General features: G+C 55.8%; 19 protein-coding genes and 1 pseudogene. 10 read left to right on the top strand and 10 right to left on the bottom strand.

Annotated elements, in window-relative coordinates:
* Nucleotides 1-17: 17 nt before the first annotated feature.
* The 3 genes from U5A05_RS18600 to U5A05_RS18590 all read right to left on the bottom strand — a co-directional run bounded on the left by U5A05_RS18600 (nucleotide 18) and on the right by U5A05_RS18590 (nucleotide 8594).
* Entirely contained in the window at nucleotides 18-2807 is a 2790-nt protein-coding gene (locus tag U5A05_RS18600) for an RHS repeat-associated core domain-containing protein (RefSeq protein WP_321834285.1), read from the bottom strand.
* A complete protein-coding gene (locus tag U5A05_RS18595) occupies nucleotides 2804-7429 on the bottom strand; it encodes a SpvB/TcaC N-terminal domain-containing protein (protein ID WP_321834282.1) in 4626 nt (1541 codons plus the stop codon). Before U5A05_RS18595 ends, U5A05_RS18600 begins: the two co-directional genes overlap by 4 nt.
* A 304-nt stretch (nucleotides 7430-7733) precedes the next feature.
* Nucleotides 7734-8594, bottom strand: a complete 861-nt coding sequence (locus tag U5A05_RS18590; protein WP_261742479.1) for a MurR/RpiR family transcriptional regulator — start codon at nucleotides 8592-8594, stop codon at nucleotides 7734-7736.
* 205 nt (nucleotides 8595-8799) lie between these two features.
* Between U5A05_RS18590 and zwf the strand changes: the two genes are divergently transcribed.
* Genes zwf through U5A05_RS18575 form a run of 3 tightly spaced genes read left to right on the top strand, consistent with a single transcriptional unit; the run spans nucleotide 8800 to nucleotide 11652 of the window.
* On the top strand, nucleotides 8800-10269 hold the full coding sequence (gene zwf, locus U5A05_RS18585; RefSeq protein WP_261739358.1) for a glucose-6-phosphate dehydrogenase: 1470 nt from the start codon (nucleotides 8800-8802) through the stop codon (nucleotides 10267-10269).
* Nucleotides 10256-10969: a 6-phosphogluconolactonase gene (gene pgl / locus U5A05_RS18580; RefSeq protein ID WP_261739357.1), complete on the top strand. Its 714-nt coding sequence runs from the start codon at nucleotides 10256-10258 to the stop codon at nucleotides 10967-10969. The genes zwf and pgl overlap by 14 nt, the downstream gene beginning before the upstream one ends.
* A gap of 17 nt (nucleotides 10970-10986) precedes the next feature.
* A complete protein-coding gene (locus U5A05_RS18575) occupies nucleotides 10987-11652 on the top strand; it encodes a bifunctional 4-hydroxy-2-oxoglutarate aldolase/2-dehydro-3-deoxy-phosphogluconate aldolase (protein WP_395246975.1) in 666 nt (221 codons plus the stop codon).
* A gap of 275 nt (nucleotides 11653-11927) precedes the next feature.
* On the opposite strand, the gene U5A05_RS18570 is transcribed toward U5A05_RS18575, so the two are convergent.
* Both U5A05_RS18570 and U5A05_RS18565 read right to left on the bottom strand, forming a co-directional pair.
* Nucleotides 11928-13121 (bottom strand): aminotransferase class V-fold PLP-dependent enzyme, encoded by a 1194-nt coding sequence (locus U5A05_RS18570; protein WP_321834281.1) that lies wholly within the window; start codon nucleotides 13119-13121, stop codon nucleotides 11928-11930.
* An 11-nt stretch (nucleotides 13122-13132) separates the two neighbouring features.
* A complete protein-coding gene (locus U5A05_RS18565) occupies nucleotides 13133-13369 on the bottom strand; it encodes a DUF3820 family protein (RefSeq protein ID WP_261739354.1) in 237 nt (78 codons plus the stop codon).
* 208 nt (nucleotides 13370-13577) lie between these two features.
* On the opposite strand from U5A05_RS18565, the gene U5A05_RS18560 reads away from it, so the two are divergent.
* Nucleotides 13578-14045, top strand: a complete 468-nt coding sequence (locus U5A05_RS18560) for a PA2169 family four-helix-bundle protein (RefSeq protein ID WP_321834280.1) — start codon at nucleotides 13578-13580, stop codon at nucleotides 14043-14045.
* A 58-nt stretch (nucleotides 14046-14103) separates the two neighbouring features.
* On the opposite strand, the gene U5A05_RS18555 is transcribed toward U5A05_RS18560, so the two are convergent.
* Complete coding sequence (locus tag U5A05_RS18555) at nucleotides 14104-14574, bottom strand: MaoC family dehydratase (RefSeq protein WP_060694572.1); 471 nt, start codon at nucleotides 14572-14574, stop codon at nucleotides 14104-14106.
* Nucleotides 14575-14662: 88 nt separating this feature from the next.
* Nucleotides 14663-15607: an alpha/beta hydrolase gene (locus U5A05_RS18550; protein ID WP_261739352.1), complete on the bottom strand. Its 945-nt coding sequence runs from the start codon at nucleotides 15605-15607 to the stop codon at nucleotides 14663-14665.
* Nucleotides 15608-15816: 209 nt separating this feature from the next.
* Here U5A05_RS18550 and fadD2 point away from each other — a divergent pair, with 209 nt between their 5' ends.
* Both fadD2 and fadD1 read left to right on the top strand, forming a co-directional pair.
* Nucleotides 15817-17505, top strand: coding sequence for a long-chain-fatty-acid--CoA ligase FadD2 (gene fadD2, locus U5A05_RS18545; protein ID WP_261739351.1), 1689 nt, complete (start codon nucleotides 15817-15819; stop codon nucleotides 17503-17505).
* 360 nt (nucleotides 17506-17865) lie between these two features.
* Nucleotides 17866-19557, top strand: a complete 1692-nt coding sequence (gene fadD1, locus U5A05_RS18540; protein WP_321834276.1) for a long-chain-fatty-acid--CoA ligase FadD1 — start codon at nucleotides 17866-17868, stop codon at nucleotides 19555-19557.
* Between the two features lie 125 nt (nucleotides 19558-19682).
* Here fadD1 and U5A05_RS18535 read toward each other — a convergent pair whose 3' ends face one another.
* A complete protein-coding gene (locus tag U5A05_RS18535) occupies nucleotides 19683-20063 on the bottom strand; it encodes a hypothetical protein (protein ID WP_261739348.1) in 381 nt (126 codons plus the stop codon).
* Nucleotides 20064-20343: 280 nt separating this feature from the next.
* Between U5A05_RS18535 and U5A05_RS18530 the strand changes: the two genes are divergently transcribed.
* Entirely contained in the window at nucleotides 20344-21297 is a 954-nt protein-coding gene (locus U5A05_RS18530; RefSeq protein WP_321834274.1) for a YihY/virulence factor BrkB family protein, read from the top strand.
* Between the two features lie 2 nt (nucleotides 21298-21299).
* Nucleotides 21300-21839 (top strand): peptide deformylase, encoded by a 540-nt coding sequence (gene def / locus U5A05_RS18525; RefSeq protein ID WP_261739346.1) that lies wholly within the window; start codon nucleotides 21300-21302, stop codon nucleotides 21837-21839.
* Here def and U5A05_RS18520 read toward each other — a convergent pair.
* Complete coding sequence (locus U5A05_RS18520) at nucleotides 21793-22239, bottom strand: GNAT family N-acetyltransferase (protein ID WP_321834271.1); 447 nt, start codon at nucleotides 22237-22239, stop codon at nucleotides 21793-21795. The genes def and U5A05_RS18520 overlap by 47 nt on opposite strands.
* A gap of 608 nt (nucleotides 22240-22847) precedes the next feature.
* Here U5A05_RS18520 and U5A05_RS24335 point away from each other — a divergent pair.
* Both U5A05_RS24335 and U5A05_RS24330 read left to right on the top strand, forming a co-directional pair.
* A pseudogene (locus U5A05_RS24335) lies at nucleotides 22848-23618 on the top strand (PAS domain-containing protein); the annotation flags it as partial.
* The gene (locus tag U5A05_RS24330) at nucleotides 23598-24167 is read left to right on the top strand and encodes a methyl-accepting chemotaxis protein (RefSeq protein ID WP_395246986.1); all 570 of its coding nucleotides are present in this window, start codon (nucleotides 23598-23600) and stop codon (nucleotides 24165-24167) included. The pseudogene U5A05_RS24335 and the gene U5A05_RS24330, both read left to right, overlap by 21 nt.
* Here U5A05_RS24330 and gntR read toward each other — a convergent pair.
* Entirely contained in the window at nucleotides 24164-25195 is a 1032-nt protein-coding gene (gntR, locus tag U5A05_RS18510) for an HTH-type transcriptional regulator GntR (protein ID WP_261739343.1), read from the bottom strand. The genes U5A05_RS24330 and gntR overlap by 4 nt on opposite strands.
* Nucleotides 25196-25308: the final 113 nt, after the last annotated feature.

Raw genomic sequence — 25308 nt, 5'->3', positions numbered from 1 at the left:
CACAGCCTCTTTTCTCATCAAACGTAGAAATGCTTGACGATGGGGGCAGAGCTTGCAGCGGATGCTGTACTTTTTGCCGGGCCTTTATAAGACAGGTTTGATTTCGAAATAGTCAGGCTGTGGGGTATGAGTATTTGTGGTCGAAACAAACTGTTCATGACCACGTCCGATTGCCCGGAACGCTGCAACTCGAAAACAGCCTCTTTTGTGTCGCCGCTGAACGGTTGCAGCTCGTTCACAATGCTGAGTGCAAGGCCCTCAATCATGTCCATTCCCATAAAGATGGAAGGCAGAATTGTGTTTGACTCGGCTGACCTGAAAAAAAGATCTTTATCCCCATGTGCTACCCATGCGGGTGGGTTCGTTACGGGTCTCTGATCAATTTGCGCAAGGTCGGTCAGCTCTAAATGCGCCACGTCGTGATACTCATGCATGGGTTCCAGGACCGTCCGGTATCGATGCTCACCGAATCGGCTCTTTTCTTTCTGGTTTTTTTCGCCGGCCTCTAGTGAAAAAAATACGAAATCGTTTGTAGCGAAACTTTCGATGTCCAAGAGTTCGGTATTGTTTTTATCGAAGGTGATTTTGTTTTTTTGCAGCTGCTTTCTCGACTGCAGCGTCAGTGCGCCACTGCTGTCGCGAAAATCCTTGTTTGAAAAGTGCACAAGGTTAAATACTTCTTCTTGAAACCCCGTGACGAACAGCTCTTCTGCGGCTGACAAGTCCAGGTCTTGCTTAAGCCTCGCCATATTTCTATCGGATAACTCACTGATGGCGGTGAAACCGTTGCCTTGGGTTCTTATGTCCTCCCACGCCTCGCCATGTTTGAGCATATGGTTATAGGCCGCCTCGACTTCTTGCGGCGCATTGCCATTTGGATCAACAAAGTTCAGCGGGTTGTTGCGCAGCATTCGATACAGATTCAAGCCATCCACAGTCCCCGCCGGATCCGGGTTAATCCACCGCTGCAACCATGGCGCGTAATAGCGCATGCCGTAGTAGTAAAGCCCACTGGCATCGCGCTCCTTGCCCGAGTAACGAATGGTTTTATAGGCTGCCTCAACGGCGGAGCGCGCTGACCACCAGGCTGTACCGCCATAGGGGTAATAACCTTCATGGCTGATCAGGCTGGCGTGTGCGTCCAGTTCCAGGGTGCTTGAACCCAAGTGGTCATCCAGGGTGTAGCGCAACTGGTCATTCTCGACCGCGTCGGGTTTGCCGTGTGCCCAATGCAGGCAGCGAACGGCAGTCGCGATCACGACTTCAAGGCGTTCTCCTTCGTGGGTATGTATTTCCAGCCCCGGCAAGTAGCGCACCTCTGAGGTATGGGTCACCATTTTTGCCTGCTGGGTGCCGACTTTGCGCAGGCGCTGGCCGCTGGCGTCGTAGATATAGCGCTCCTCATCATCGCTGCCTCCCTGGCGACTGACTTGTACGGTTCGGCTCAATTGATTGCGGTTATCCCAGCTCAGGGGCTGACCGGGTAGCAGGGCTTGCTGGTTGCCATTGGCATCGAAGGCCGCGTTAAAGTCCGGTATTTCAACCTGGGTCAAACCACGATTGCTTTTGGGCGCGATCAGCATCGTGCGGGTGTAGTTCTGCTGGCCTGTATGACGTAGTTCAGTCAGATTGCCGCCCGCATCGTATTGATAGGTCTGGCGGTAATTGACCAACAGGCTCAAATCGCCCGGGTTGGGCGCAAGTTCAGGTAAATGCGGGCCAATGCTGGCCCCGAGTGCTTCGCTGCCGGTAGCTTCGATCAATTGGTAGAGGCTGTCGTAGCGATAGGTGTTGATGGGTGAGGTTTTATGATGGGCAAAGAAGTGCACAGATTGGGCAAAGTCTTCAATTTGCAGCACATTGCCCACCGGATCGTACTGATAGCTCAGCGACTGCAGGGTACTACCGGGTCGGGTTGAGGTGAGTTTTATCAAGCGTCCGCTGGCAGGGTCGTACTGGCTGGCGCGGGTGACGCCATTGCCCAGGGTCTGGCTTTCAATTTGGCCAAAGGCGTTATAGGCCACGCTGTGGAAAACAGCAGTTTGCGTGCCTCCTTTGAGTTGCAGGGTTGCGCCGTTGACTTCACCTGCAACGTTGTAGCTCGTGCGTTGCTGATGACCCGAGGCATCGATCTGACAGGTTGTTTCGCCTAGGGCGCTGTACTGCCAGTTAGTGGTTGCACCACTTCCGGGTTCGAGTAACGCATCGCGTTCGGTTACGGGCTGCGGCCAGTCAGGCGTCTGCAGGCGGGTTAAAAAGTGTCGTGTTGCACTCAAGGCGGTGCCCGATAATGTGTAATCGGCAAAGAGTTGTGTGCCGGCACTGTCATCGTTGCGAACCAAACGACCGCACTGGTTGTGTGCAGCGGCTGGCGCAGAAACAGCGCCATAGCCAAGACGCGTAATAACCTGTTCAGGCTGGCCCGGTCCTTGTTCGCTAATGGAGACCGGTCGTGCCAGTTCATCGAACTCGGTCCGCCAATGGCTGCCTCGACTGTCCCAGCTTTCAGCGTTGTTGGCATTTGCGTCAGCCAGAAGCAAACGCCAACCGGCATCAACGCTGTCGGTTAACAGTACCCGGTTGGACAGACTGAATACGGCGCTTTGATTGGGGGCGCCCAGGCGCGGGTCAGTGCACGCGATGGGTCGCCCGGCGGCATCGAATTGTTGACGAGTTACACGTTCGCTGACAGGTTCTTCGAGGTTGCTGCGATAGTAGGCAACTGTTCGGGCAGCCAACCCACGCGGTTCAATGACTGTGAGTATCGGGGTCATTGCATCCTGCCGGTTGTGCAAGCTAATAGTCATTGCAAGCCTCCTGTATCGCCGACGCTGCTCATGGTTTTGAGGGGGAAGGCCTCCAGATACAGGTCATTTTCATCCTCACTGATGCTGTACCAGGTCAGGTACGTCTGGCGCCGCCAATAACCACTGGCGGTAATGGTTTTGGTCGGGCGGCCCAGCGGGTCGTAGAACTGTTGGTCGCTGTAACCGAACTGGCGAAAGGACTCGTCGTTGATGTAACGATACTTATCGGCGAAGTAAGGCCGGTAGACGCGAACCGCCAAGCCTTTATTGTTGTATTCCACGCGCTCGCTGACACGCCAGCGCTCGGCGGCCTGTACCTGTGCTGGCTGGCCTCCCGTAATGCTCAGGTTGCCTTGGTCGTCGACTGCGTAGGCCTGCCCCGGTTCGACCTTCTGTTTGCTTTGCAAGGCTCGGCCAAACCCGTCCGAGGCACTGATGGACATGCGTACTTGGCGTTGCGGGTCGTTCGGGTAGCGGTCAGCCTGCAAAACTGCGCAATAGGCCGGTTCGCGAGGCAAGGCCAACAAGGCTGCGCAGGTTTGAGCCGAGATCTGGCTTTGCGGGTACTCACCGTTGGCCAAGCGTTTGCGCGCACTGGCGCGTAAATACCCGGTGGGCATCAGCACCCCCAGCGCTACGCCATTGGGCAGCAGGTTCTGCGGCGCCTTCCCCATCCAGCTGCAGGGTTCGTAGAACATGGCCGAGGCCAGGTCGCCCATCACCGAGCTGTCGGCAATGGCCTGCCCAGCGCTTGCCGTGGCCTGCGTATGGCTGGCCATGGTGCCAAAACCGACATCCATGACCGCCTGGGTTGTGTCGTTCCACTCGGTGCCCCAGAACGTGCTCAGCACCAGCCTGCCCATCGCATCGTAGCGGGCTTCGTTAACATTCTGATTGGGGTCACGAATCCATTTGGCCTGCAAGGATTTGTAGTCGTAAACCACTTCAGTCACACCCTCGTCAGGTGCCGTAAATTTTTCCGGTAGTAACCAAAGGTGGTCATAGCTGACCCTGGACGGTTTGACCCATACCACCGGTTTTTGCTCGAGCAATTTGTTGAAATGCTCAATCGCGGCGAAAGTTGAATACCCCGTGCGTGCGGCCCACAGGCTGGTGCTGGCATCGACCGTGTTGCTGGTGGGCCGCCACAGACCGACATCCACATAACCGGCCGATTCGAGTTTGGCCTTGATCTCGTCAGGAGTGTTGCCCAGCAGGTTTGTCGGTGCGCCCTGAGCATCCTTGATCACATAGGCTTGCAAGGCACTGGCATCCAGTTCGGCCTGTTCGCCATATTCGGGCAGTGCCTCGAAGTTTACCGTCCCGTCAGGGCAGCCCTGGTATTGCACGCGGCTCTGGCCCGCCAGCATGCGCTGGCCGTTGAGCGGGTCTTTGCCCAGCGGTGACTGGGGGCCAATAAAGGTTTCATAACTGATGTTCTTGATCGATGGGTCGCCAGCGTCCAGGACGTAGGCCACATCCTGGCTGCGGTAGGGCAGGCCTAATCGCAGGTAGTCGGTCTGCTTGATATGTAACACCCGCGCATGGCTCTCGCTCAGGTAGCAGCGCAGTTGGGCGTCGTCCCAGGCATCGCCCCACCAACGACGCAAGTGTGCGTGATCTTCGTCGTCCGGGTACGGAGCCCGTGCACCGGCCCGTCGGGCGCATGCAACGGAGACGGCATGGTTTACGCTGCCATACTCATCCATGGTCAGGTTGATCTGGTGCTGGCAGAGCGGATCATCGCCTTGGCGCTCGTATTGCAGGCTGCGCTGTTCGATGACGAAAGGCAGCATGACGCTGTAGTTGTCATGTGCCGAGCGCGCTTGCAGCAGGCGAACGCCATAGCGACTTTGCGAGACGCTGTAAGGCACGCAATTGCCATCCACCCCCAGAATTTCGGTGCGCAAAACCGAGCCACTCAAGGTGCGGGCCGCGTCGCGCAGGGTTGGGGCATCCCAGTCGGTATGGATCTGCTCGTTGCCGTCCACGCGCTGGGTGCACAGTGGGCTGCCCAGCGGCGCAAGCAGTGCATCGTCGGCCCAGGCATCGGTAACGGCCATGTGCAGGGTCTTGCCGGTGTGAAACCAGGTTTTGCTCAGTACCGGTGCGCTAAATCCTTGGGTCTCGGTAGCCGGTGCAGACTCTGTGTCGGTTTGCAGCAACAACCCAAATCCGCGAAATTCCCGCTCTACGCCATCGTAATAACCGTGTCGATAGGCAAAGAACTGAGATAAGTGGTTGCCGGTAATCTGATCGAACTGGCGTTGTTCACTGACCAGATGCATGGGGAAGGGCATTTCAGACACTGCCTGAGACGGGTCTTGCAGAAGGGCTTTTTCATCCAGCCATTCCTGGGCCGATGAGCGATACACAACCTCGCCCGCAGCGCCCATGTTGTTGTCCGTGGCGCACAGCAGATACGGTTTGCTGTTGCTGACAAAGTCGCAACGCCAATGAACAGGCTCAAGATCTGGCTTGCAGGTGTTGCTGGTCACCACCAGGCTTGAGCAGCCCAGACCTTGCAGGTCAGCCACGCTGACGCTGGTCAGCGCCTCATATCGCAACCCTTCGGGCAACGTAATAGTGACGGGGGCGGCGAAACCATGCCCGCTGAGGTTGATGAAAATCTGCACCGAGCCACTTTGCCAATACAGGATGTCGGCGGCACCCGAGCCATCGAGATCGGCAAGCCGAATATGCGCGGGGTTAAACTCCCCGGCAAACTCCAGTTTGCCAAGGTTGATCGGCTCGCCGAATCGACCGCGCCCCAGGTTAGGAAAGCAGCTCACGGCCTGATCTGTAATACGGATCAAATGCTGCTGGCCCGATCCCAGCAGGTCACTGAACGCCACCAGTTCGTAGCGATCATCACTGAATACGGGCAAGGCGCTTTCATCGACCTGGCGTTTGACCAGGACGGGGGGAGCGAAACCCTTGTTCTTCAAATTGGCATACAGGCGAACGCTGCGTGTCCCGATCATCGCCAAATCCGACAGGCCGTCTCCCATCAGGTCGGCCAGTTGTGCTTGCGGATGAAAAAATTCGCTGGGGAAGGCTGCGTAGGGGGTGAAGTGGTCCCATTGCTGATTGGTGTCGAGGGTGAAAAAGCCTGCAATGGAGGGCTGGGCCACCAGCCAGTCGAGCTTGCCGTCACCGTTTAGATCAGTCAGAACTTGAAGTGTCGGCGATTGCAGGTTGGCGGCAGGCATTTGCTTGAGCAACTCCCGCGCAGCGTAGCTCACCGCGTTTTTATCAAGACCGGGAGAGGGATGACGGACGGGGCGCCGGTAGTACCAGGCGTTTTCCAGGCGATACAGGATTCCGGCCAGGCCATCGCCGAACAGGTCCACCAATTGGTAGTTACCGGCATCGATGCCCGCGTCCAGCCTTGGCGCCTGCTCGGAAAAAAATGGCGAGAACCGGGCCTCCCCGGCGGTGAGGTTGAATGAGCTGTACTCGAACTCCATCGGCGGGTTGAACTGCGCCTCTTGCCCGACATAACCAATCAAGTGAGCGGCGCTCAGCAATGACGCAACCGGTTGCTGCTGGTACTCCAGTTGCAGGCGCTGGACCAGCGTCGGTTTGCCCTCAATCAGTACCGGGCCGGTATTGTCGGGGCCATCGGCACACCAGTGATACATCAGTACCTGATGGCACAGGCGCAGAGTGCGGTCCTCGAAGCCATATCGGTAACTGCTGACCGGGTCAGCCCGCAGTGGCCACGACTGGCCAGCGGTCTGCGGGTACTCGGGCTGGGCCACCAGTCGAGCGTCGGATTCGCCATAGTCGAACACCAGATCAAAAAACCAGACCGGTGCCATTGGCTTTTGCAGCAAAAAAGGCACCCGGTCGCCAGTCAGATTGCCATAACGCACACGCTGCAAATAACGATGGGTGTTGCTGTCCCTGCGTTGCCAGGCGTCTGCGTAGGGCCCTGTCAGAGTGCTCAGCGATACATCGTTTTCAGCTATGTATTCGTACAGGACATGTTCGCCATTCACCGCGACCGACTCTTCAAGATGCCACTCTGCAACCCAGGTCGAGGTGTCATGCCGGTGTTGCAATCGGGCGGTTTCACTATGGCCATAAATATGGACGCTACCGTCGGCGATCTGGATCAGCCAAAACGAATCGGTTGCGCCGACATAGTGTTCGAATGTGCTGAAGTCTCCTTCCACCCGTGGTCTGTAGGCGGTCACGCGGTAGGTTTCAGACAACGACCGGTCGCGAAAGCGTGATGCATCGCGAGTGTTGATCTGGCCATTGGCATTGCGCTCAGGCAACAACACATCGCCATTGGGCGAGAGGTAGGCCGGTTCGCTCATATTGCCATTGGCGTCGGGCTCGAACTGCGGCGTGCCCCGGTTGTTTTTCCGACTGATCGAGGGCCGGTTGATTGACCATCCCTGACCGAACTCTGTCCGTCCGCCAGCACTGCTGTAGCTCAATCCCAGTGCTGGGGCATAGCCGCGGCCAGGCGTGATGGGCAAGGGAATGGCGACTGACGCTGCGCCGGTGAAGCCGACGGCTGCCCAGCCTTTGCCAATGCTTTGGATGGCTCCGCCGCCTTTTGGCAGTGAGGGTGCAGAAATACTGAGCGGTTCTTGGGCCATGATCATGAACTCCTGCCACGGGGCTTTTTCAGATAGACCGATCTGAAGATGAAGGGGCAGGAGTAGCAGGCAGAGGAGAGACTGAACCCCGTTTAAAGAATGACCCCGAGGCGTTCACGTTATGACTGTTTTCGACAGCTGTAACCTGTCATATCTGACAGTAAAACGTCCTGGGGACTGCGGCTTTAGAAGAGGAGGGAAGATCATGGTGTAGCTGCTGAGGAGCGCAGAGAGGCTGCGATAAGGTCCGAAGAACCTTCAAAATGTCGGGCTCGCTGCGCTCCTCAGCGGCTACAAGCCCCGTGGGCTGTCAGTTGAATTCGTCGCCTACCGGATAGCGGCTGGCGTTGAGGCTTTCCTTGATTTTGCGCAGGTGTGGCTGGAAGTCCACGCCGCGGCGCAAGGTCATGCCGGTGGCCAGCACATCGAGTACGGTGAGCTGAATAATGCGCGAGGTCATTGGCATATAAATGTCAGTGTCTTCGGGCAGCGGGATATTCAGGCTCAAGGTACTGGCTTTGGCCAGCGGCGAATTTTCGGCGGTCAAACCCAGTACAGAGGCACCATTGGCTCGCGCAATACGCGCCACTTCCACCAGCTCACGGGTGCGTCCGGTGTAGGAAATAATCACAAACAGTTCGCCGGTATGCGCCACCGAGGCGATCATGCGCTGCATCAGTACGTCGGCGTGGGCGGTGACCGCCAGATTGAAGCGGAAAAACTTGTGCTGCGCGTCCAGTGCCACCGGGGCCGAGGCACCCAGGCCAAAAAAGTGGATCTGCCGAGCCTGGATCAGCAAGTCGACGGCGCGGCTGACAAGGTTGGGGTCCAATGCCTGACAGGCGCTGTCCAGGGAGGCGATGGCGCTGCCGAAAATCTTCTGCGTGTAAGCGGCCGGATCATCGTCCGCTTCAACCGCACGGCTGACGTAAGCTGCACCACTGGCCAGGCTCTGCGCAAGTTGCAGTTTTAATTCAGGGTAGCCACTGACGCCAAATGAACGGCAGAAACGGTTGACCGTGGGTTCGCTGACGGAGGCTGCCTGAGCCAGCGCAGCGATGCTGAACCGGGTTGCCTGCTGCGGGTTCTGCAAAATGATTTCAGCCACTTTGCGCTCGGCCTTGTTCAGGTCTTCGAGGCGGCCCTTGATCTGTTCGAGTAAATTTCGCACGCGGTCCATTTATGATCCTTGGGTCAGCGATGCAAGAACCGGACTAAAGCGGTTCTGGAAGGTGGCCTATCCTACTGGTGGCCTGTGACGACCACTAGCAGGAATCTGTATTTTCAGAAAATGTTGTGTTTATTACTACATTTTTCCTTGAGTGATGCCTTGAAAAAAGGTATTTGTAGCTTAACTTGATAAAAGAACAAACATCATGCCTTCGATTACGGTTGAACCGTGCACCTTTGCCTTGTTCGGCGCCCTCGGCGATTTGGCCTTGCGCAAGCTGTTTCCTGCTTTATACCAATTGGATCGCGCCGGTCTGCTCCACGCTGACACGCGCATTCTTGCGCTGGCTCGTGAACCCGGCGACGCCACCGCGCATCTGGCGCATATCGACAGCCAGTTGCGCCAGTACCTGGGCGACAAGGAAATCGAAGCTGAGGCGCTAACCCGCTTCCTGGCTCGATTGAGCTATCTGCATGTGGATTTTTTCAAGACTGAAGACTATTTGTCTCTGGCAGAGCTTGCCGGAACAGAACAGCGCTTGATTGCCTACTTCGCCACACCGGCGGCGGTTTACGGTGCTATTTGCGAGAACCTGTCGAAAGTTGGCCTAGCGGAAAACACCCGCGTGGTGCTGGAAAAGCCCATCGGCTCGGATCTTGAATCCTCGCGCAAGGTCAACGATTCCGTGGCGCAGTTCTTCCCCGAGAACCGCACCTACCGGATCGACCACTACCTTGGCAAAGAAACCGTACAAAACCTGATTGCGCTGCGCTTTGCCAACAGCCTGTTCGAAACCCAGTGGAACCAGCGCTACATCTCCCACGTTGAAATCACCGTGGCCGAGAAAGTCGGCATCGAGGGTCGCTGGGGTTATTTCGACAAGGCTGGCCAGCTGCGCGACATGATTCAAAACCATCTGTTGCAGTTGCTGTGCCTGATTGCGATGGATCCGCCTGCGGACCTGTCGGCCGACAGCATTCGCGACGAGAAGGTAAAAGTACTCAAGGCACTGGCCCCGATCAGCGCCGAAGGCCTGACCACCCAAGTGGTGCGCGGCCAGTACATTGCCGGTTACAGCGAAGGCCAGTCAGTGCCGGGTTATCTGGAGGAGGAGAACTCCAACACCCAGAGCGACACCGAAACCTTTGTTGCCCTACGTGCCGATATTCGCAACTGGCGTTGGGCGGGTGTGCCGTTTTACCTGCGGACCGGCAAGCGGATGCCGCAAAAGCTGTCGCAGATCGTGATCCACTTCAAGGAACCGTCGCACTACATCTTCGCCCCTGAGCAGCGTCTCCAAATCGGCAACAAGCTGATTATTCGTCTGCAGCCGGATGAAGGTATTTCCTTGCGTGTGATGACTAAAGAGCAGGGCCTGGATAAAGGCATGCAGCTGCGCAGCGGTCCGTTGCAATTGAATTTTTCCGACACTTATCGCAGTGAGCGGATCCCGGATGCCTACGAGCGTCTGTTACTTGAAGTCATGCGTGGCAACCAGAACCTGTTTGTACGCAAAGATGAAATTGAAGCAGCATGGAAATGGTGCGACCAGTTGATCGCCGGCTGGAAAAAGTCCGGTGATGCACCCAAGCCGTACGCGGCGGGCTCCTGGGGGCCGATGAGTTCCATTGCTCTGATTACGCGGGACGGGAGGTCTTGGTATGGCGATATCTGATGTGAAACTGCCTGAAGGTGTCAATGCGCACACTTTCAAGAACCCGGCACACATGGCCGAGGGGCTGGCAACTCGTGTTGCCGAGGAATTGAACCAGGCCATCAGCACTCAGGGCGTTGCCACTTTGGTAGTGTCTGGCGGTCGCAGCCCGGTGGCATTTTTCCAGAGCTTGATCAAACAGCCGATCGACTGGTCGAAAGTTGTCGTCAGCCTTGCTGATGAACGCTGGGTGCCGGTTGAACATGCCGACAGCAACGCCGGGCTGCTGAAAAAGCACCTGCTTCAGGGGCCAGCCGCCAAGGCCCGTTTTGTCGGTTTGTATAACGCTGCAGCCACAGTTGAAAAGGCTGCGTTGGAAGCGGATCAAGGCCTGGCCGAATTGCCGCCGATTGATGTGCTGATTCTGGGCATGGGTGATGACGGGCATACCGCGTCGTTGTTTCCTAACAGCCCGAACCTGAGCGAAGCCCTGCAACTGGACAACCCGCGCCGTTGCTGGGCGATGCTGGCGCCAACCGTGCCGCATCAGCGTTTGAGCATGAGCCGCAGTCTGCTGGCCAGTGCGAAGCACAAAGTGCTGTCGATCCAGGGACAGTCCAAATTGAACACCCTCAACGAAGCGCTGGGGGGCACAGATGTTGCTGCCTTGCCGATTCGTGCCTTTCTGCAACCTACGTTAGAGATTTACTGGTGCCCATGAGCCAAGGATCAGCTGCCATGACAACAACAATTGCGAACGTATCGATGGCGGATAAAGTCGCCCTGATCGACAGCCTCTGTGAACGTGCACGAATTCTGCCGGTGATTACCATTGCCCGCGAACAAGACATCCTGCCATTGGCGGATGCGCTGGCGGCCGGTGGTCTGACGGCCCTGGAAGTGACCTTGCGCTCGTCGTTCGGCCTCAAGGCCATCCGTATTCTGCGCGATCAGCGCCCTGAGCTGGTGACAGGTGCGGGCACCGTGTTGGATCGCCATATGCTGGCGGCGGCAGAAGAAGCTGGTTCGCAATTTATTGTTACGCCGGGCATTACCCGTGACTTGCTCCAGGCCAGCGTTGCCAGCGATATCCCGCTGTTGCCGGGTATCAGCAATGCTTCCGGAATCATGGAAGGCTACGGACTGGGCTACCGTCGCTTTAAATTGTTCCCGGCTGAAGTCAGTGGCGGTGTGGCCGCGATCAAGGCATTGGGCGGCCCGTTTGGCGAGGTCAAATTCTGCCCGACTGGCGGGGTTGGCCCGGCGAATATTCGCAACTACATGGCGTTGAAAAACGTGATGTGTGTGGGCGGTAGCTGGATGCTGGACAGCGAGTGGATCAAAAACGGCGACTGGGCCCGAATCCAGGAATGCACCGCAGAGGCGCTTGCTCTGCTGGATTGATGTTTTAGCTACGAATATGTTGTGTGTTCTACGGTTTTTGGTGCGCTTGGTCGGCGCACCTTTTTTTTGCCCGGGTTTTTGTGATTACAACCAACCCGTAGCAGCTGCCGTAGGAACGAGGCTGCGTTCGATTGCGCAGCGATCGTAAATCCTGAATGCACGGTTTTTTCAGAAAGAACGCATAGTCTGACTTTACGACGGCTTCGTCGGAGTGCCGCACCACGCCAACGCAGCTTCGTTCCTACGGCAGCTGCTCCGGGGCGAGCATCAAATGGTTATGCGTGGGCCAGTGACAGCTCGCGCAACGCCCTGACCAACTGATTAATGTCATCCAGACTGGTGGTTAAACCCACAGTGATACGAATGCAACTGCCACACGCCGAGCCATTGCGGGCGACGGTGAACAGGTTGTAGTCCTTGAGCAGGCGGTCAACCATCGGCTGCTGATCCTGTAGATGGGTAAAGCGCAGCGACGTAATGGCGCAACGCAGCCGCGGATCATCTTCGATCAGCACTTCAATCCCCGGCATTTTTCGCGCCTCACTCACCCACAGATCGCGCAGGTAGTTCAGTCGTGCTCCCTTGGCCCGTGCGCCGCCCATGTCCTGGTGCTCCTGTAACACTGTGGGCAGGGTCAGCCAGGCCGGGATATTGGCGGTGCCGTAGGGCGAGCGGTTGCGGATATCCGGTTCCGGGTAATGCTGGCTGGCCATGTCGGGGTCAATATCGGCCAGGCGCTGCGGGTCTATATACATACAGCCCAGTGTCAGCGGCGCCCCGATCCATTTATGCAGGTTGTACCCGGCAAAGGCGACGCCCAGTGTCTGCAGATCGAACTCGATCTGGCCCAGGGCGTGGGCACCGTCAAGTATCACATCGACCCCGTGCTCTTTGGCCGCTGCGACAATCTCCTGCACGGGCAGCACCAGCCCGGTGCGGTGGGTCACATGGGTAAGGGCCATCAGCTTGATACGCGGGTGGCGCACAAAGGCTTCGCGATAGCTGGCCACCAGGCTTTCATAAGTAGCAGGGTGCTTGTGGGTGATTTCAATGACTTCAAGCCCGCGTTGCTGTGCCACCCAGCGCATCGCATATTCGACGCTGTGGTATTCCAGGTCGCAGATCAGCAATTGATCGCCGGGTTGCAGGCCGTTGTAGTTGCGAATCAACGATTGCAGTGCGTCGGACGCGCGCGAAGTCAGTGCCACACCTGCCGGGTCAACGCCCAGCAGCTCGGCAAGTTGGTCGCGGATCTCGATGTTCCGGGACACATCGAAATGCTGGCGCACAGGGATCGAGTTGTTGCGGTTAATAAAGTCGATATTGCGCTGGTAGTCCTGCGCCACGTCGCGGGTCATGCGCCCGAAGTAGCCGTTTTCCAGATTGATCGGGCCGGGAGCTACGTCGTAGCGCTCGGCAATGGCGTGCCAGAAGTTTTCGTCGCGGGCGTTGTCTTCAATCCTTGGCATGGGCAACTCTTTCAGTGGCGGGGTTTGGGTTTTGCGTGTTTGGCGCGCAATGGGTCGAGGAGGTCCGACAGGCCGTTGTGATCAATCTCTTGCATCAGGGCCAGCAAGCCGCCCAGTTCGCCGTGGGGGAAGCCCTGGCGGGCAAACCAGTTCAAGTACTGGCCGGGCAGGTCGGCGATGATGCGGCCTTTGTATTTGCCGAAGGGCATTTCGCGTGTCAGCAACAGTTCGAGTTTTTCGGGGTTCATGCGGCGGCCTTTATTACGTGAAGCTATAGGATGAAAAATACAGGCAATTTGCATGAAGGCCAATTGACAGTTCATGCATATAAACCGGATACAGATTTTAATGAGTTTTGTAACTTGCTGATTATTAAGGGTTTTATTCGATTTTAAAAACTGGCACGAGCCCTGCAATCTCTATTGCACGATCCTCAACCCTGTAAGGAATTGAACAATGACTGACCTTAATAAAGAAGCCATTAGCGTCCTGAACGATTTGATCGAAACCAGCAAAGACGGCCAGGAAGGGTTTAAAACCTGCGCTGAAGATATCAAACACCCGGAGCTCAAGGCACTGTTTGCCAAGCGTGCTGCTGACTGTGCAGCGGCAGCTGCCGAATTGCAGGCACAGGTACGTGCACTGGGTGGTGATCCGGAAACCAGCACCAGCGTCGCCGGTGATTTGCATCGCCGCTGGGTGGACGTCAAGTCGGTGTTTACCGGCAAGGATGAAGAAGTAGTGCTCAACGAAGCTGAGCGCGGTGAAGACCACGCGCTGAAAGCTTATAAGGAAGCGCTGGAGAAAATCAGCAAGCACAACCTGGTGGGTATTCGCGATCTGGTAGAACGCCAGTATCACGGTGTGCAACGCAATCACGATCAGGTCAAAGCCCTGCGTAATCAGGCCCGTGCCCGTGCTTGAGAGCAACATGGCTGAATAAAAAAACGCCGGTTAACCGGCGTTTTTTTATGGGCGGGGATTAACCAATGCTGATCGCCGGCAGCACCGGCAAGGTCACGGTTTGTTGCTTGCGCGGGGCAATGATTTCGGCTTCGCCATCAACCACGATTTCATCGCGCTGATTGAACACGCGGGTAGCGATGCGAACGCGGAACTTGGGCATTTTTTCCAGAATTTCCAGACGCACGGTCAGGGTGTCACCGATCTTTACCGGCTTCTGAAAGCTCATTTGCTGGCCGACATAAATAGTGCCCGGGCCAGGCAGTTCGCAGGCCACGGCAGCACTTATCAGCGCGCCACTGAACATGCCATGGGCAATGCGCTCTTTGAACATGGTCGCAGCGGCGAATTCAGGGTCGAGGTGCACCGGGTTGTGGTCGCCGGACATGGCCGCAAAAAGCTGGATGTCGCGCTCTTCGACGGTTTTGCTGTAACTGGCAGTCTGGCCGACTTCGAGGGCTTCGTACGGGGTGTTGGTAACCTGGGTCATCTAGCGCATGTCCTGTGACGAGTGTTTGGTTTTAAAGCCATGATTTTAAAAGATTTTTCAATTCTTTTAGATAAAAAAGCAAATATGCTCATTCGCTGCGCAGCGGGCGGGTGTGGCTCAATGCCTGATTGAGCCACTCAATAACATCAGCCATCACTTCGTCGCGATTAATTTCATTGAAGAGTTCGTGCCGCGCTTGCGGGTACAGATTCAACTGCAACTGACGATTACCGGCTTGTCGCAAAGCCTTGGCCAGATCAGTGAGACGCTTGCCTTCACTCACCGGATCACATGAGCCGCCCATTATCAGTAACGGCAGGCCCGGATCAATTTGAGCGAGATTGGACGCTTTGCTGATTTGCTGCAACCCGCCTAACAAATCGATCCACAGTTGGTTGGTGCAGCGAAAACCACACAAGGGGTCACTGGCGTAAGCATCGACCTGGGCCGGGTCACGACTGAGCCAGTCGTAAGCGGTGCGGTTGGGCTTGAAGGTTTTGTTGAAAGAGCCGAAGGACAGCCACTCGATCAGCGCGCTGCGACCTTTGGGTCCTTGGCGCCACCGTTCGAAACGGGCGATCAGGCTGGCGGCACGATAGAGCGCCACCGGCTGGAAATTCGAGGCGCTGAGAATCGCGCCTTGCAGGCTTGCACTGTGATGCATCAAATACGCCTGGGCGATGTAACTGCCCATGCTGTGGCCGAGCAGGAAAATTGGCACTCCCGGATAGGTCTGGCTGATATGTCGGTTAATAGCCGCCACATCACTGACCACAGCACACCAGCCATCGTTGTCGGCAAAGTAGCCCAGAGTTTCTTGCTCCGCCGTTTTGCCGTGGCCGCGCTGGTCGTGGGCATACAGCCCAAAACCGGCATCACACAGGGTTTTGCCCAGGTATGCATAACGGCCACTGTGTTCAGCCATGCCATGAGCCAACAGAACAATGGCTTTGGGCGTGCCAGCAGGCAGCCACTGGTGAACAAAAAGACCACTACGGTCGTTCGCCTCCAGCCAGAAAGTCTCAGGGATCATGGCAATTCCTTCATTTGTAGTCGTAGCAGTGTATAGCGCATTTGCCTGAAGGCCACTCAACAGGTAATCCCGTAGCAATAAGATTCAAGATGTAAATGGCGAAGATCGCTGTATTTGCCTACAACTTGATAACTGTTAACGTCCGCACATTCCGCTTTTCATTAAATGAATGACGCGGCCAGACACGCTCAGGTACGAGGATAAAAATAATGCAACCTGATTTCTGGAATGACAAACGTCCCGCCGGTGTACCGCTGGATATCGATATGACGACTTTCAAGTCGGTGGTTGATGTTTTTGAGCGCTCCTGCAAGAAATTCGCGGATCGCCCGGCCTTCAGCAATTTGGGTGTGACCATCACCTATGCCGAGCTTGAACGCCACAGTGCCGCTTTTGCCGGTTATCTGCAGGAATACACCGATCTCAAGCCTGGCGACCGCATCGCCGTGCAAATGCCCAATACCTTGCAGTATCCGATTGCCGTATTTGGTGCGATGCGTGCCGGGCTGATAGTGGTCAACACCAACCCGCTCTACACCTCGCGTGAGATGCGTCATCAGTTCAAGAGCGCAGGTATTCGTGCACTGGTGTACTTGAACATGTTCGGCAAGCGCGTACAGGAAGTACTGCAAGACACCGAAATCGACTACCTGATCGAAGCCAAAATGGGCGACATGATGCCGGCCGCCAAAGGCTGGATCACCAACCTGGTGGTCGATAAGGTTAAAAAACTGGTGCCTGCCTACCAGTTGCCCCAGGCGATTTCCTTCAAAAGCGTGTTACGCCGTGGTGCCGGCCAGGTTATTCGCCCGCTGACGGTAACGCTGGATGACACCGCAGTGCTGCAATACACGGGCGGCACCACCGGCCTGCCCAAAGGCGCGATGCTCACCCATGGCAATCTGATAGCCAACATGCAGCAGGTGCGTGCGTGCCTGTCACAGCATGGGGCTGATGGCCAGCCGATGCTCAAGGACGGCCGCGAGATCATGATCGGTCCGCTGCCGCTTTATCATATCTATGCATTCACCGCCAATTGCATGGGCATGATGGTCACCGGCAACCATAACGTCCTGATCACCAATCCGCGTGATATCAAAGGTTTTATCAAGGAACTTAAAAACTGGAAATTCACCTGTTTTCTGGGCCTCAACACCTTGTTTGTTGCGCTGATGGACCACCCCGACTTCAAGACCGTGGACTTCTCCGGGCTTAAAGTCACCAACTCGGGCGGTACGGCACTGGTCAAGGCCACGGCTGAGCGTTGGGAAAAACTCACGGGGTGCAGAATTGTCGAAGGCTACGGCCTGACGGAAACCTCGCCGGTGGCCAGCGCCAACCCTTGCGGCTCCCTGGCAAGGCTGGGCACGGTAGGCATGCCGGTTCCGGGCACGGCCATGAAAGTGATCAGCGATGAGGGGGTTGATCTGGGGCTGGGCGAGCGGGGCGAGCTATGCGTCAAAGGTCCGCAAGTGATGAAGGGCTACTGGCAAAACCCGGAAGCCACAGCCGAGGTGCTGGACGCCGATGGCTGGTTCAAGACCGGCGATATTGCGGTGATTGATCCGGATGGTTTTGTCCGCATCGTCGATCGCAAAAAAGACCTGATCATCGTCTCCGGTTTCAACGTGTACCCCAACGAGATTGAAGACATCGTCATGGCTCATCCAAAAGTAGCCAATTGCGCAGTCATTGGTGTGCCCGATGAACGCACCGGGGAGGCGGTCAAACTGTTTGTAGTACCGCGCGCAGGCGGGGTGACCGTTGAAGAACTCAAGGCTTACTGCAAGGACAACTTCACGGGCTACAAGGTGCCCAAGCAAATCGTGTTGCGTGATTCCTTGCCCATGACCCCCGTTGGCAAGATCCTGCGTCGCGAGTTACGCGATAACGCCTGATTCGTTCAACCTGGCGACAGACGCCCACTGGCAGTAAGCCAGTGGGCGTTTTTTTTCGGCCATGACACTGACCGACAATGGCCCATAACCTTCAGTAGGTGCGCTGTAATGCCCGATATAGAGGGCTTTTGACGTTAGTAGAGTTATTGCACTAATGATGACTTAGGATTGTCCTACAGTCAGGTTGGTTACTCTGCGGCCCATTTTTGGCTCTAGGCGGCCTTTAGCAAAGCTGCTACTCTCGGCGCGCTTTGTGACTTCCAGGTTAAGTAAAAACCTGAACTGTCCATTATAAAAATCAAACAAATAAGAACCGCACCCATGCGGTGAAGAATTCGCGACGCTGAGGAGTGGGCTTCCATGATTGAGAGCTTTTGGAAGGATAAGTACCCAACTGGGATTGCTGCTGAAATCAATCCAGATGAATACCCAAATATTCAGACGGTACTGCGGGAATCTTGCCAGCGTTTCGCCGATAAACCGGCGTTCAGTAATCTGGGCAAAACCATCACCTATGGTGAGCTTTATGAGCAGTCCGGCGCTTTTGCTGCCTGGTTGCAGCAGCACACCGACCTGCAACCCGGCGATCGCATCGCCGTGCAATTGCCCAACCTGCTGCAATACCCGATCGCTGTGTTCGGAGCAATCCGCGCCGGCTTGATCGTGGTCAACACCAACCCGCTGTATACCGCGCGGGAAATGGAACACCAATTCAAGGACTCTGGCGCCAAGGCGCTGGTATGTCTGGCGAACATGGCGCATCTGGCCGAAAAGGTCGTGCCGCAGACTTCGATCAAGTATGTGATCGTCACCGAAGTGGCCGACATGTTGTCGCCCTTCAAGCGGGTGCTGATCAACTCGGTCATCAAGTATGTGAAGAAAATGGTTCCGGCTTATCACTTGCCCCAGGCCATCAAATTCAACGATGTGCTGAGCAAAGGGCAGGGCCAGCCGGTCAAGGAAGCCAACCCTGCGAGCAGTGATGTTGCTGTGCTGCAATACACCGGTGGCACTACGGGTGTGGCCAAGGGCGCGATGCTGAGCCACCGCAACCTGATCGCCAACATGTTGCAGTGCAAGGCGCTGATGGCTTCCAACCTCAATGAGGGTTGTGAAATCCTGATTACGCCACTGCCGCTGTACCACATCTACGCCTTTACCTTTCACTGCATGGCGATGATGTTGCTCGGTAACCATAACGTGCTGATCAGCAACCCACGTGATTTGCCGGCGATGGTCAAAGAACTGTCCAAGTGGAAGTTCACCGGCTTTGTGGGTCTCAATACCCTGTTTGTGGCGCTGTGCAACAACGATGCCTTCCGCAAGCTGGACTTTTCGGCTCTCAAGGTGACGTTATCGGGCGGCATGGCCTTGCAAATGTCGGTGGCCGAACGTTGGAAAACTGTGACCGGTTGCCCGATCTGCGAGGGTTACGGCATGACCGAAACCAGCCCTGTGGCCACGGTAAACCCGGCCCAGAGCATCCAGGTTGGCACCATTGGCATTCCGGTGCCTTCGACGCTGTGCAAAGTAATCAACGATGCCGGTGAGGAGCTGCCGCTGGGTGAAGTTGGCGAGTTGTGCATCAAGGGCCCGCAGGTCATGAAAGGCTATTGGGAGCGCCCGGACGCGACCGCGGAGATCATGGACGCTGAAGGTTGGTTGAAGTCCGGTGATATCGCACTCATTCAGCCAGATGGCTATATCCGTATTGTCGATCGCAAGAAAGACATGATTCTGGTTTCGGGCTTCAATGTGTACCCGAACGAGCTGGAAGACGTGATGGCTTCCTTGCCTGGTGTTTTGCAGTCCGCGGCAATCGGTATTCCGGATGAGAAAACCGGTGAACTGATCAAAGTGTTTATCGTGGTCAAGCCGGGCATGACCTTGACCAAAGACCAGGTGATGGCGCATATGCGTGCCAATCTGACAGCCTACAAAGCGCCTAAATTCGTCGAATTCCGCGACAGTTTGCCGACCACCAACGTGGGCAAAATTTTGCGTCGTGAGCTGCGAGACGAAGAGCTGAGAAAGCTGGGCCTTAAAAAGTAACTTGCCTGAATACAACAAAGCCCCGCATTGCGGGGCTTTGTTGTTTACTTGTGTGGGAGCGAGCCTGCTCGCGAAAGATGTTAACGCTTGTAACTTTCGCGAGCAGGCTCGCTCCCACGGATTTTTTACTTCTGCATAAATTGCGCGAAGTTGACACCAGTACCTGTCGGACGCACGTCCTGCAGGAAGGAGTCCTTGTCTGCGCTCAGCTCAAGGCTCATGGTTGGCGTACGCTTGTGCGTAGCACGTACGACCATGCCTTCGCGCTTTTCGCGCAGGAATGCTGTCGTTACCTTCAAATGCAGCAGCTCGTCGGTGCTTGGAGTGTGCAGCAACAAGTGTACCCATTCGTATTGACCGACAGCCAAGCGGGCCAACGGAATATCGAACCACCAGATGTTCTTGTTGGTGTTCAGTGCGGCGAAATGGCAGTTGTTGACGCCGAGTACCGCGCCGCCGAGTTCCTGGTTTCTGCGGGCAATAGCCAGCTTTTTATCGAGTTTCATAACCTTCCTACAATTGCGGATCTTCAGCGCCATAGCCTGAATACGTCGCGTATTCTCGGGGGTTAGCGGGCAAACATAAAGCCCAACCTGCGCGGAACGACGAAATGATCGGTAGAAAATAAATGAAACTCGGTGCGGGAAGGTGAGTCAACCTTGGGTTGGTCGATTTACAGGTTTGGCGGTGAAGTGCTTTCAGAGTCGCCAATTGGACTACTTTTAGGTAAAACCCTTCGCTTGGAGGCGTGTTGAACTCAATAACTGCGCGGCGAAAGGAGACGCTATGTTTTTTCCAGGCTTGAACGGCCTGCCTTTGGGCAAAGTCTTGATCCGTACGGTCAAGGAATTTATCGACGATGAAATGTCGACCTACGCCTCGGCGCTGGCCTACCAAATGCTGTTTTCGTTGTTTCCCTTCATTCTGTTCCTGATTGCTCTGATCGGCTTTTTGCATCTGCCCGACTTCTTTACCTGGTTGCGTTTGCAGTCTGAACTGGTCTTGCCGCCGCAAGCGCTGGAGCAGGTCAATCCGGTCATCGACCAGTTGCAGCAGTCCAAGGGCGGGTTGCTGTCGGTGGGTATCGTGATTGCGTTATGGACCGCTTCGGCGGGTGTGCGGCTGATGATGAGTGCGATGAATGCCGCGTATGACGTGGTCGAAGGGCGGCCCATCTGGAAGCGTTTTCCGCTGTCGATTTTTTACACCATCGGCATTGCCGGCATGCTTCTGGCCGCGGCTGCGCTAATGGTGCTCGGGCCGCAAGTGATGAGCTGGCTGGCAGGGCAGGTGGGGCTTGAAGACTTCGTTGTGACGCTGTGGACCATCCTGCGCTGGCCGGTGATTATCCTGTTGCTGATGGTTGCGGTGGCACTGATGTATTACGTGATGCCCGATGTTGAGCAGAAATTTCGTTTTATTACGCCTGGGTCGGTGCTTGCGGTAGTCGTCTGGATTGTGGCGTCATTGGGTTTTGCCTTTTATGTCAAAACCTTCGCGGACTACAACGCCATGTATGGCAGTATCGGGGCAATCATCGTGTTGTTGCTGTACTTCTACATTTCGTCGGCAGTGCTGTTGCTGGGAGCCGAGATGAATGCGGTGATCGAACACTTGTCGGCCGAAGGCAAAAATCCGGGTGAGAAAACATTCGCTGAATCCGAAGACCCCGACTCGAAGCAGCATGTTTCTGGCCTGGGGCGCGACCATTCCCTTAAACCCACTTCTGATGAAGCCTGACTATGATTCGTGAAATTCTGAAAATGGGCGATGAGCGTCTATTGCGTGTAGCCCAACCGGTGCCGGCTGAAATGTTCGACACGCCTGAACTTTGGCAACTGCTCGACGACATGTTGCAGACCATGGAACATGCGGGCGGTGTGGGTCTGGCGGCCCCGCAGATTGGTGTTGATCTGCAACTGGTGATCTTTGGCTTCGAGCACAGCGAACGCTACCCGGATGCCGAAGCCGTGCCGCAGACCATCCTGATCAATCCGTTGATCACGCCTCTGAGCCCCGCGCTTGAGGAGGATTGGGAAGGCTGCCTGTCAGTCCCAGGCCTGCGCGGTGTAGTCGAGCGGTATCACAAGATCCGCTACGAAGGCTTCACCCCCAAAGGTGAGCCGATCGTACGCGTTGCGGAAGGCTTTCATGCGCGGGTGGTGCAACATGAATGCGATCACCTGATCGGGCGTCTGTATCCGTCACGAATCAAGGACTTCAACAAATTTGGCTTTATTGATGTGTTGTTTCCGGATCTGGAACCGGGCACGCAGGAGTAACCCCTAACGCAATCATCGCCTTGTTGCGTTGGTAGCGAACCAGTCGTTCATGCAGGGCGTGGGGCAATTCCACGTCCAGGTTGAATCCCAGTTTTTCATAGAAACCCTGCAGTTCTGGATCGCAGAACAACCAGACCGGGCCGTCGCAGGTTGCCACTGCCTGGCTGACCAGTTCGCCAGCCACACCTTGCCCGCGTAGCGCTGGCGCGACAAACAACCCTGTTAGCCAGTAGCCGTTAGCCATTGGCCGCAAACACAACCCCGCAATAATCTCTTCTTGGCGAGCGACCCATAATTGCGCGTCCTTGACCGCTTTCATCGACGACTGGTGCGCACGATAAAACTTGTTCATCAACGGCCACAAAGGTGCTTCAAGCGGGGCGTAAACAATGGCAGTCATGAGTCCACAGGCTTTTAGGGAAGGGGCGCGCAGTATAAACAAACATGGCGCGGGTTTTGTGGTGTTGCCGATATTTACTGTTGAGGTCTATTCGGAATTAAAACGTAAGTTTTATCGTTCTTTTTCGAATAAACGGTTTTAAATAAAAGTTCGCGCGTGATCAGTGCTATACCTGAGTCCACATCCCTGAACACTGGAGCGCACAACATGGCTAAAGGCATGGATTCAAAGAAAGCAGCGAAGAAAAAACCGGCCAAAACAGCTGACGAAAAACGCGCTGATAAAAAATCCAAAAAGTCCGATACCGGGTTGTTTGGGCATTAAGTAACTCTCCAGGAGCTCGGTTCTCGGGCTCCTGTCGTACTTTTAAACGCCGCATCCTCCATTTGGATTATTTTTTAAGCCTGTGCGTTTCGTCGCAAGTTGATGGCCATTTGCTTGCACCCGTTATTTGGCTAGCTATGCTCCTGTTTCACGGGGCCGGGCGCTAAGTGCTTAAACCCTCGAAGTGCGTACAGCTCTAACGTTAAGAGTTAAAAGCGCAGGTGGTTTGCTGTGTCTTGGACACTTTTGAATTATCAATAGACAGCACCTCCAGGGATTGAGCCATGTTTAATTCGCCCCGAAAAGCCGATCAGCTTGAGAATCAACGCCTCAATAGCTTGTTAAATGACATGGCAGCCAAAGTGCAGGCTATCAGTCGCTCCATGGCTATTATTGAGTTCGCCCCTGATGGCACCATCCTGGATGCCAACGAGAACTTTTGTCGGGTCATGGGTTATTCCGTTGACGAGATTCGTGGCAAACACCATCGACTTTTTTGTGAACAGTCTTACATCAAATGCAGCGACTACAGCCATTTTTGGCGCGATCTGGAACGCGGCGAACCGTTGAGCGGCACCTTCTCACGGCTTGACAAGTCGGGGCGTGAGGTATGGCTGGAAGCCAGCTATATGCCCATTGTCGGTTCAGACCAGCAGGTCACCCGTGTGATCAAGGTTGCTTCGGACATCACCGAGCAAATCAATAAAGAGCACGAAAACCAGAGCATCGTGAATGCCCTGAGCCGCTCCATGGCCGTCATCGAGTTTTCACCTGATGGGCGGGTGATCAATGCCAACCAGAACTTTCTCGACACCATGCATTACTCAGTGAACGAAATTGTTGGCCAACACCACGGCATGTTCTGTCATCGAAGTGAGAGCGAATCAGCCGGATATAAATCTTTCTGGGCCTCGCTCAACCGAGGTGAATACCATTCCAGACGTTTTGAGCGGGTCGACAAATACGGTCATACGGTTTTTCTTGAAGCGTCCTACAACCCGATTTTCGATGCCAAAGGCCGGTTGTACAAAATAGTGAAGTTCGCCAGCGATATCACCGCCCAGGTCACCAACCTGCAAACTGCTGCCGAATCGGCCCACAGCACTTCGGTGCAAAACGACGCCTGCGCGCAGAAGGGGTCGCAGGTGGTTCAGCAGACGGTGCAAATCATCGAGGCCATTTCCAGGGACCTCAATGAAGCTGCGCAGAGCATTGATGCCGTGAGCAAGCAGTCGGACAGCATTGGCAAGATTGTGCAGACCATTCGCGGGATCGCCGATCAGACCAACTTGCTGGCGCTCAATGCCGCGATAGAGGCGGCAAGGGCTGGTGAGCACGGGCGCGGTTTTGCAGTGGTGGCAGATGAGGTCAGAAATCTGGCGGCGCGCACCAGTGCGGCCACACTGGAAATTGTTGAAGTGGTACGCAGAAACCATGACCTATCGCTCAGTGCGGTCACCAGCATGCAGTCGAGCCTGAGCCGAACCGGGCTGGGTGTTGAACTGGCCAATGAGGCGGGAGAGGCAATTCTGGAGATCCAGCAAGGCTCCAGGCATGTGGTCGATGCTATCAGCCAGTTCAACTCGACGTTGCAGTTGCATTAACTGCTCTCGCGCACCATCAATTCAAACCCCATGTCTTGTACCGGGTTGGCCACTTTATTGCCCGCCATCAGTGTGAGCATCTGCTCGGCTGCGCGGCGGCCAATGGCTTCCCGAGGTGTGCGAATACTGCTGAGGCGCGGCACCATAAACTCCGAAGACGGCAGGTCGTTAAAGCCTAGTACCGCAATCTGCTCCGGGATTTTTATCCCGGTGCGCGCTGCCTCCAGCAGGGCCCCTTGGGCAAGGTCATCGTTGCCGAAAAATATGGCATCAACCTGCGGATGGCTGGCGAGCAATTGTAAAAACAATTCACCGCCAAGGCCCACAGAGGAAGGGCGGGGCGTCAACACTTCAAGGTCAGGGTTGTACAAGCCTGCTTCCTGCAAGGCGCGACGGTAGCCTTCGCCCCGCAACAGCGTGCGTTGATCGAGTTGAGCGCCGATATAGGCCAAACGTCGGCGCCCACGGGAGATCAAATGCCGGGCGGCGGTTTCACCGGCCTTCAACTGAGAAAAGCCTACGCAGTTCAGGCCCTCGGCAGCATCCAGTTCCATCATGTACACGCAAGGGACATTGCTGGTTTCGATCATGCGCCGGGAGCTTTCGGAGCGGTCAAAGCCTGTCAGCAACAGACCGCGTGGCTGGTAGGCCATGTAGTTGCGCAGCAGGTTTTCTTCTTCATCGCGCGAGTAGTGAAAGTTGCCGATCAATACTTCAAAACCCTTGGGGCGCAATACGGCATGGATAGCTTCGAGAGTGTCGATAAACAGCAGGTTGGACAATGAAGGCACCAGCACGACTACGGAGTGGCTCTGCGCCGAGGCGAGTGCCCGAGCGGCCGGATTGACCACGTAGTTCAGGTCGGCGGCGGCCACCCGCACCTTTTCTGCAAGCTCGATGGCGACGCTGCTGATACCGCGTAAGGCGCGGGAGGCGGTAATGGGGCTGACCCCGGCGAGGCGGGCAACTTCATTAAGGGTAGGGCGACCCGTGGTTCGGGTGTTTTTATCGTTTTTAGAGGAGGTCATCGGGGCGGCTTGCCAAACAAAAAACAAGTCACTAAGGTAGCGCTGTCCTGGCGTGCCCGCAATTGCCTGATTGCGGGCAAGTCAGTTACCCCAGCTTTGTATGTCGAGAGCGT

The sequence above is a fragment of the Pseudomonas kulmbachensis genome (assembly GCF_963681935.1).
GTDB classification, from domain to species: Bacteria; Pseudomonadota; Gammaproteobacteria; order Pseudomonadales; family Pseudomonadaceae; genus Aquipseudomonas; species Aquipseudomonas kulmbachensis.
This window is presented reverse-complemented; position numbering and strand designations above follow the sequence as displayed.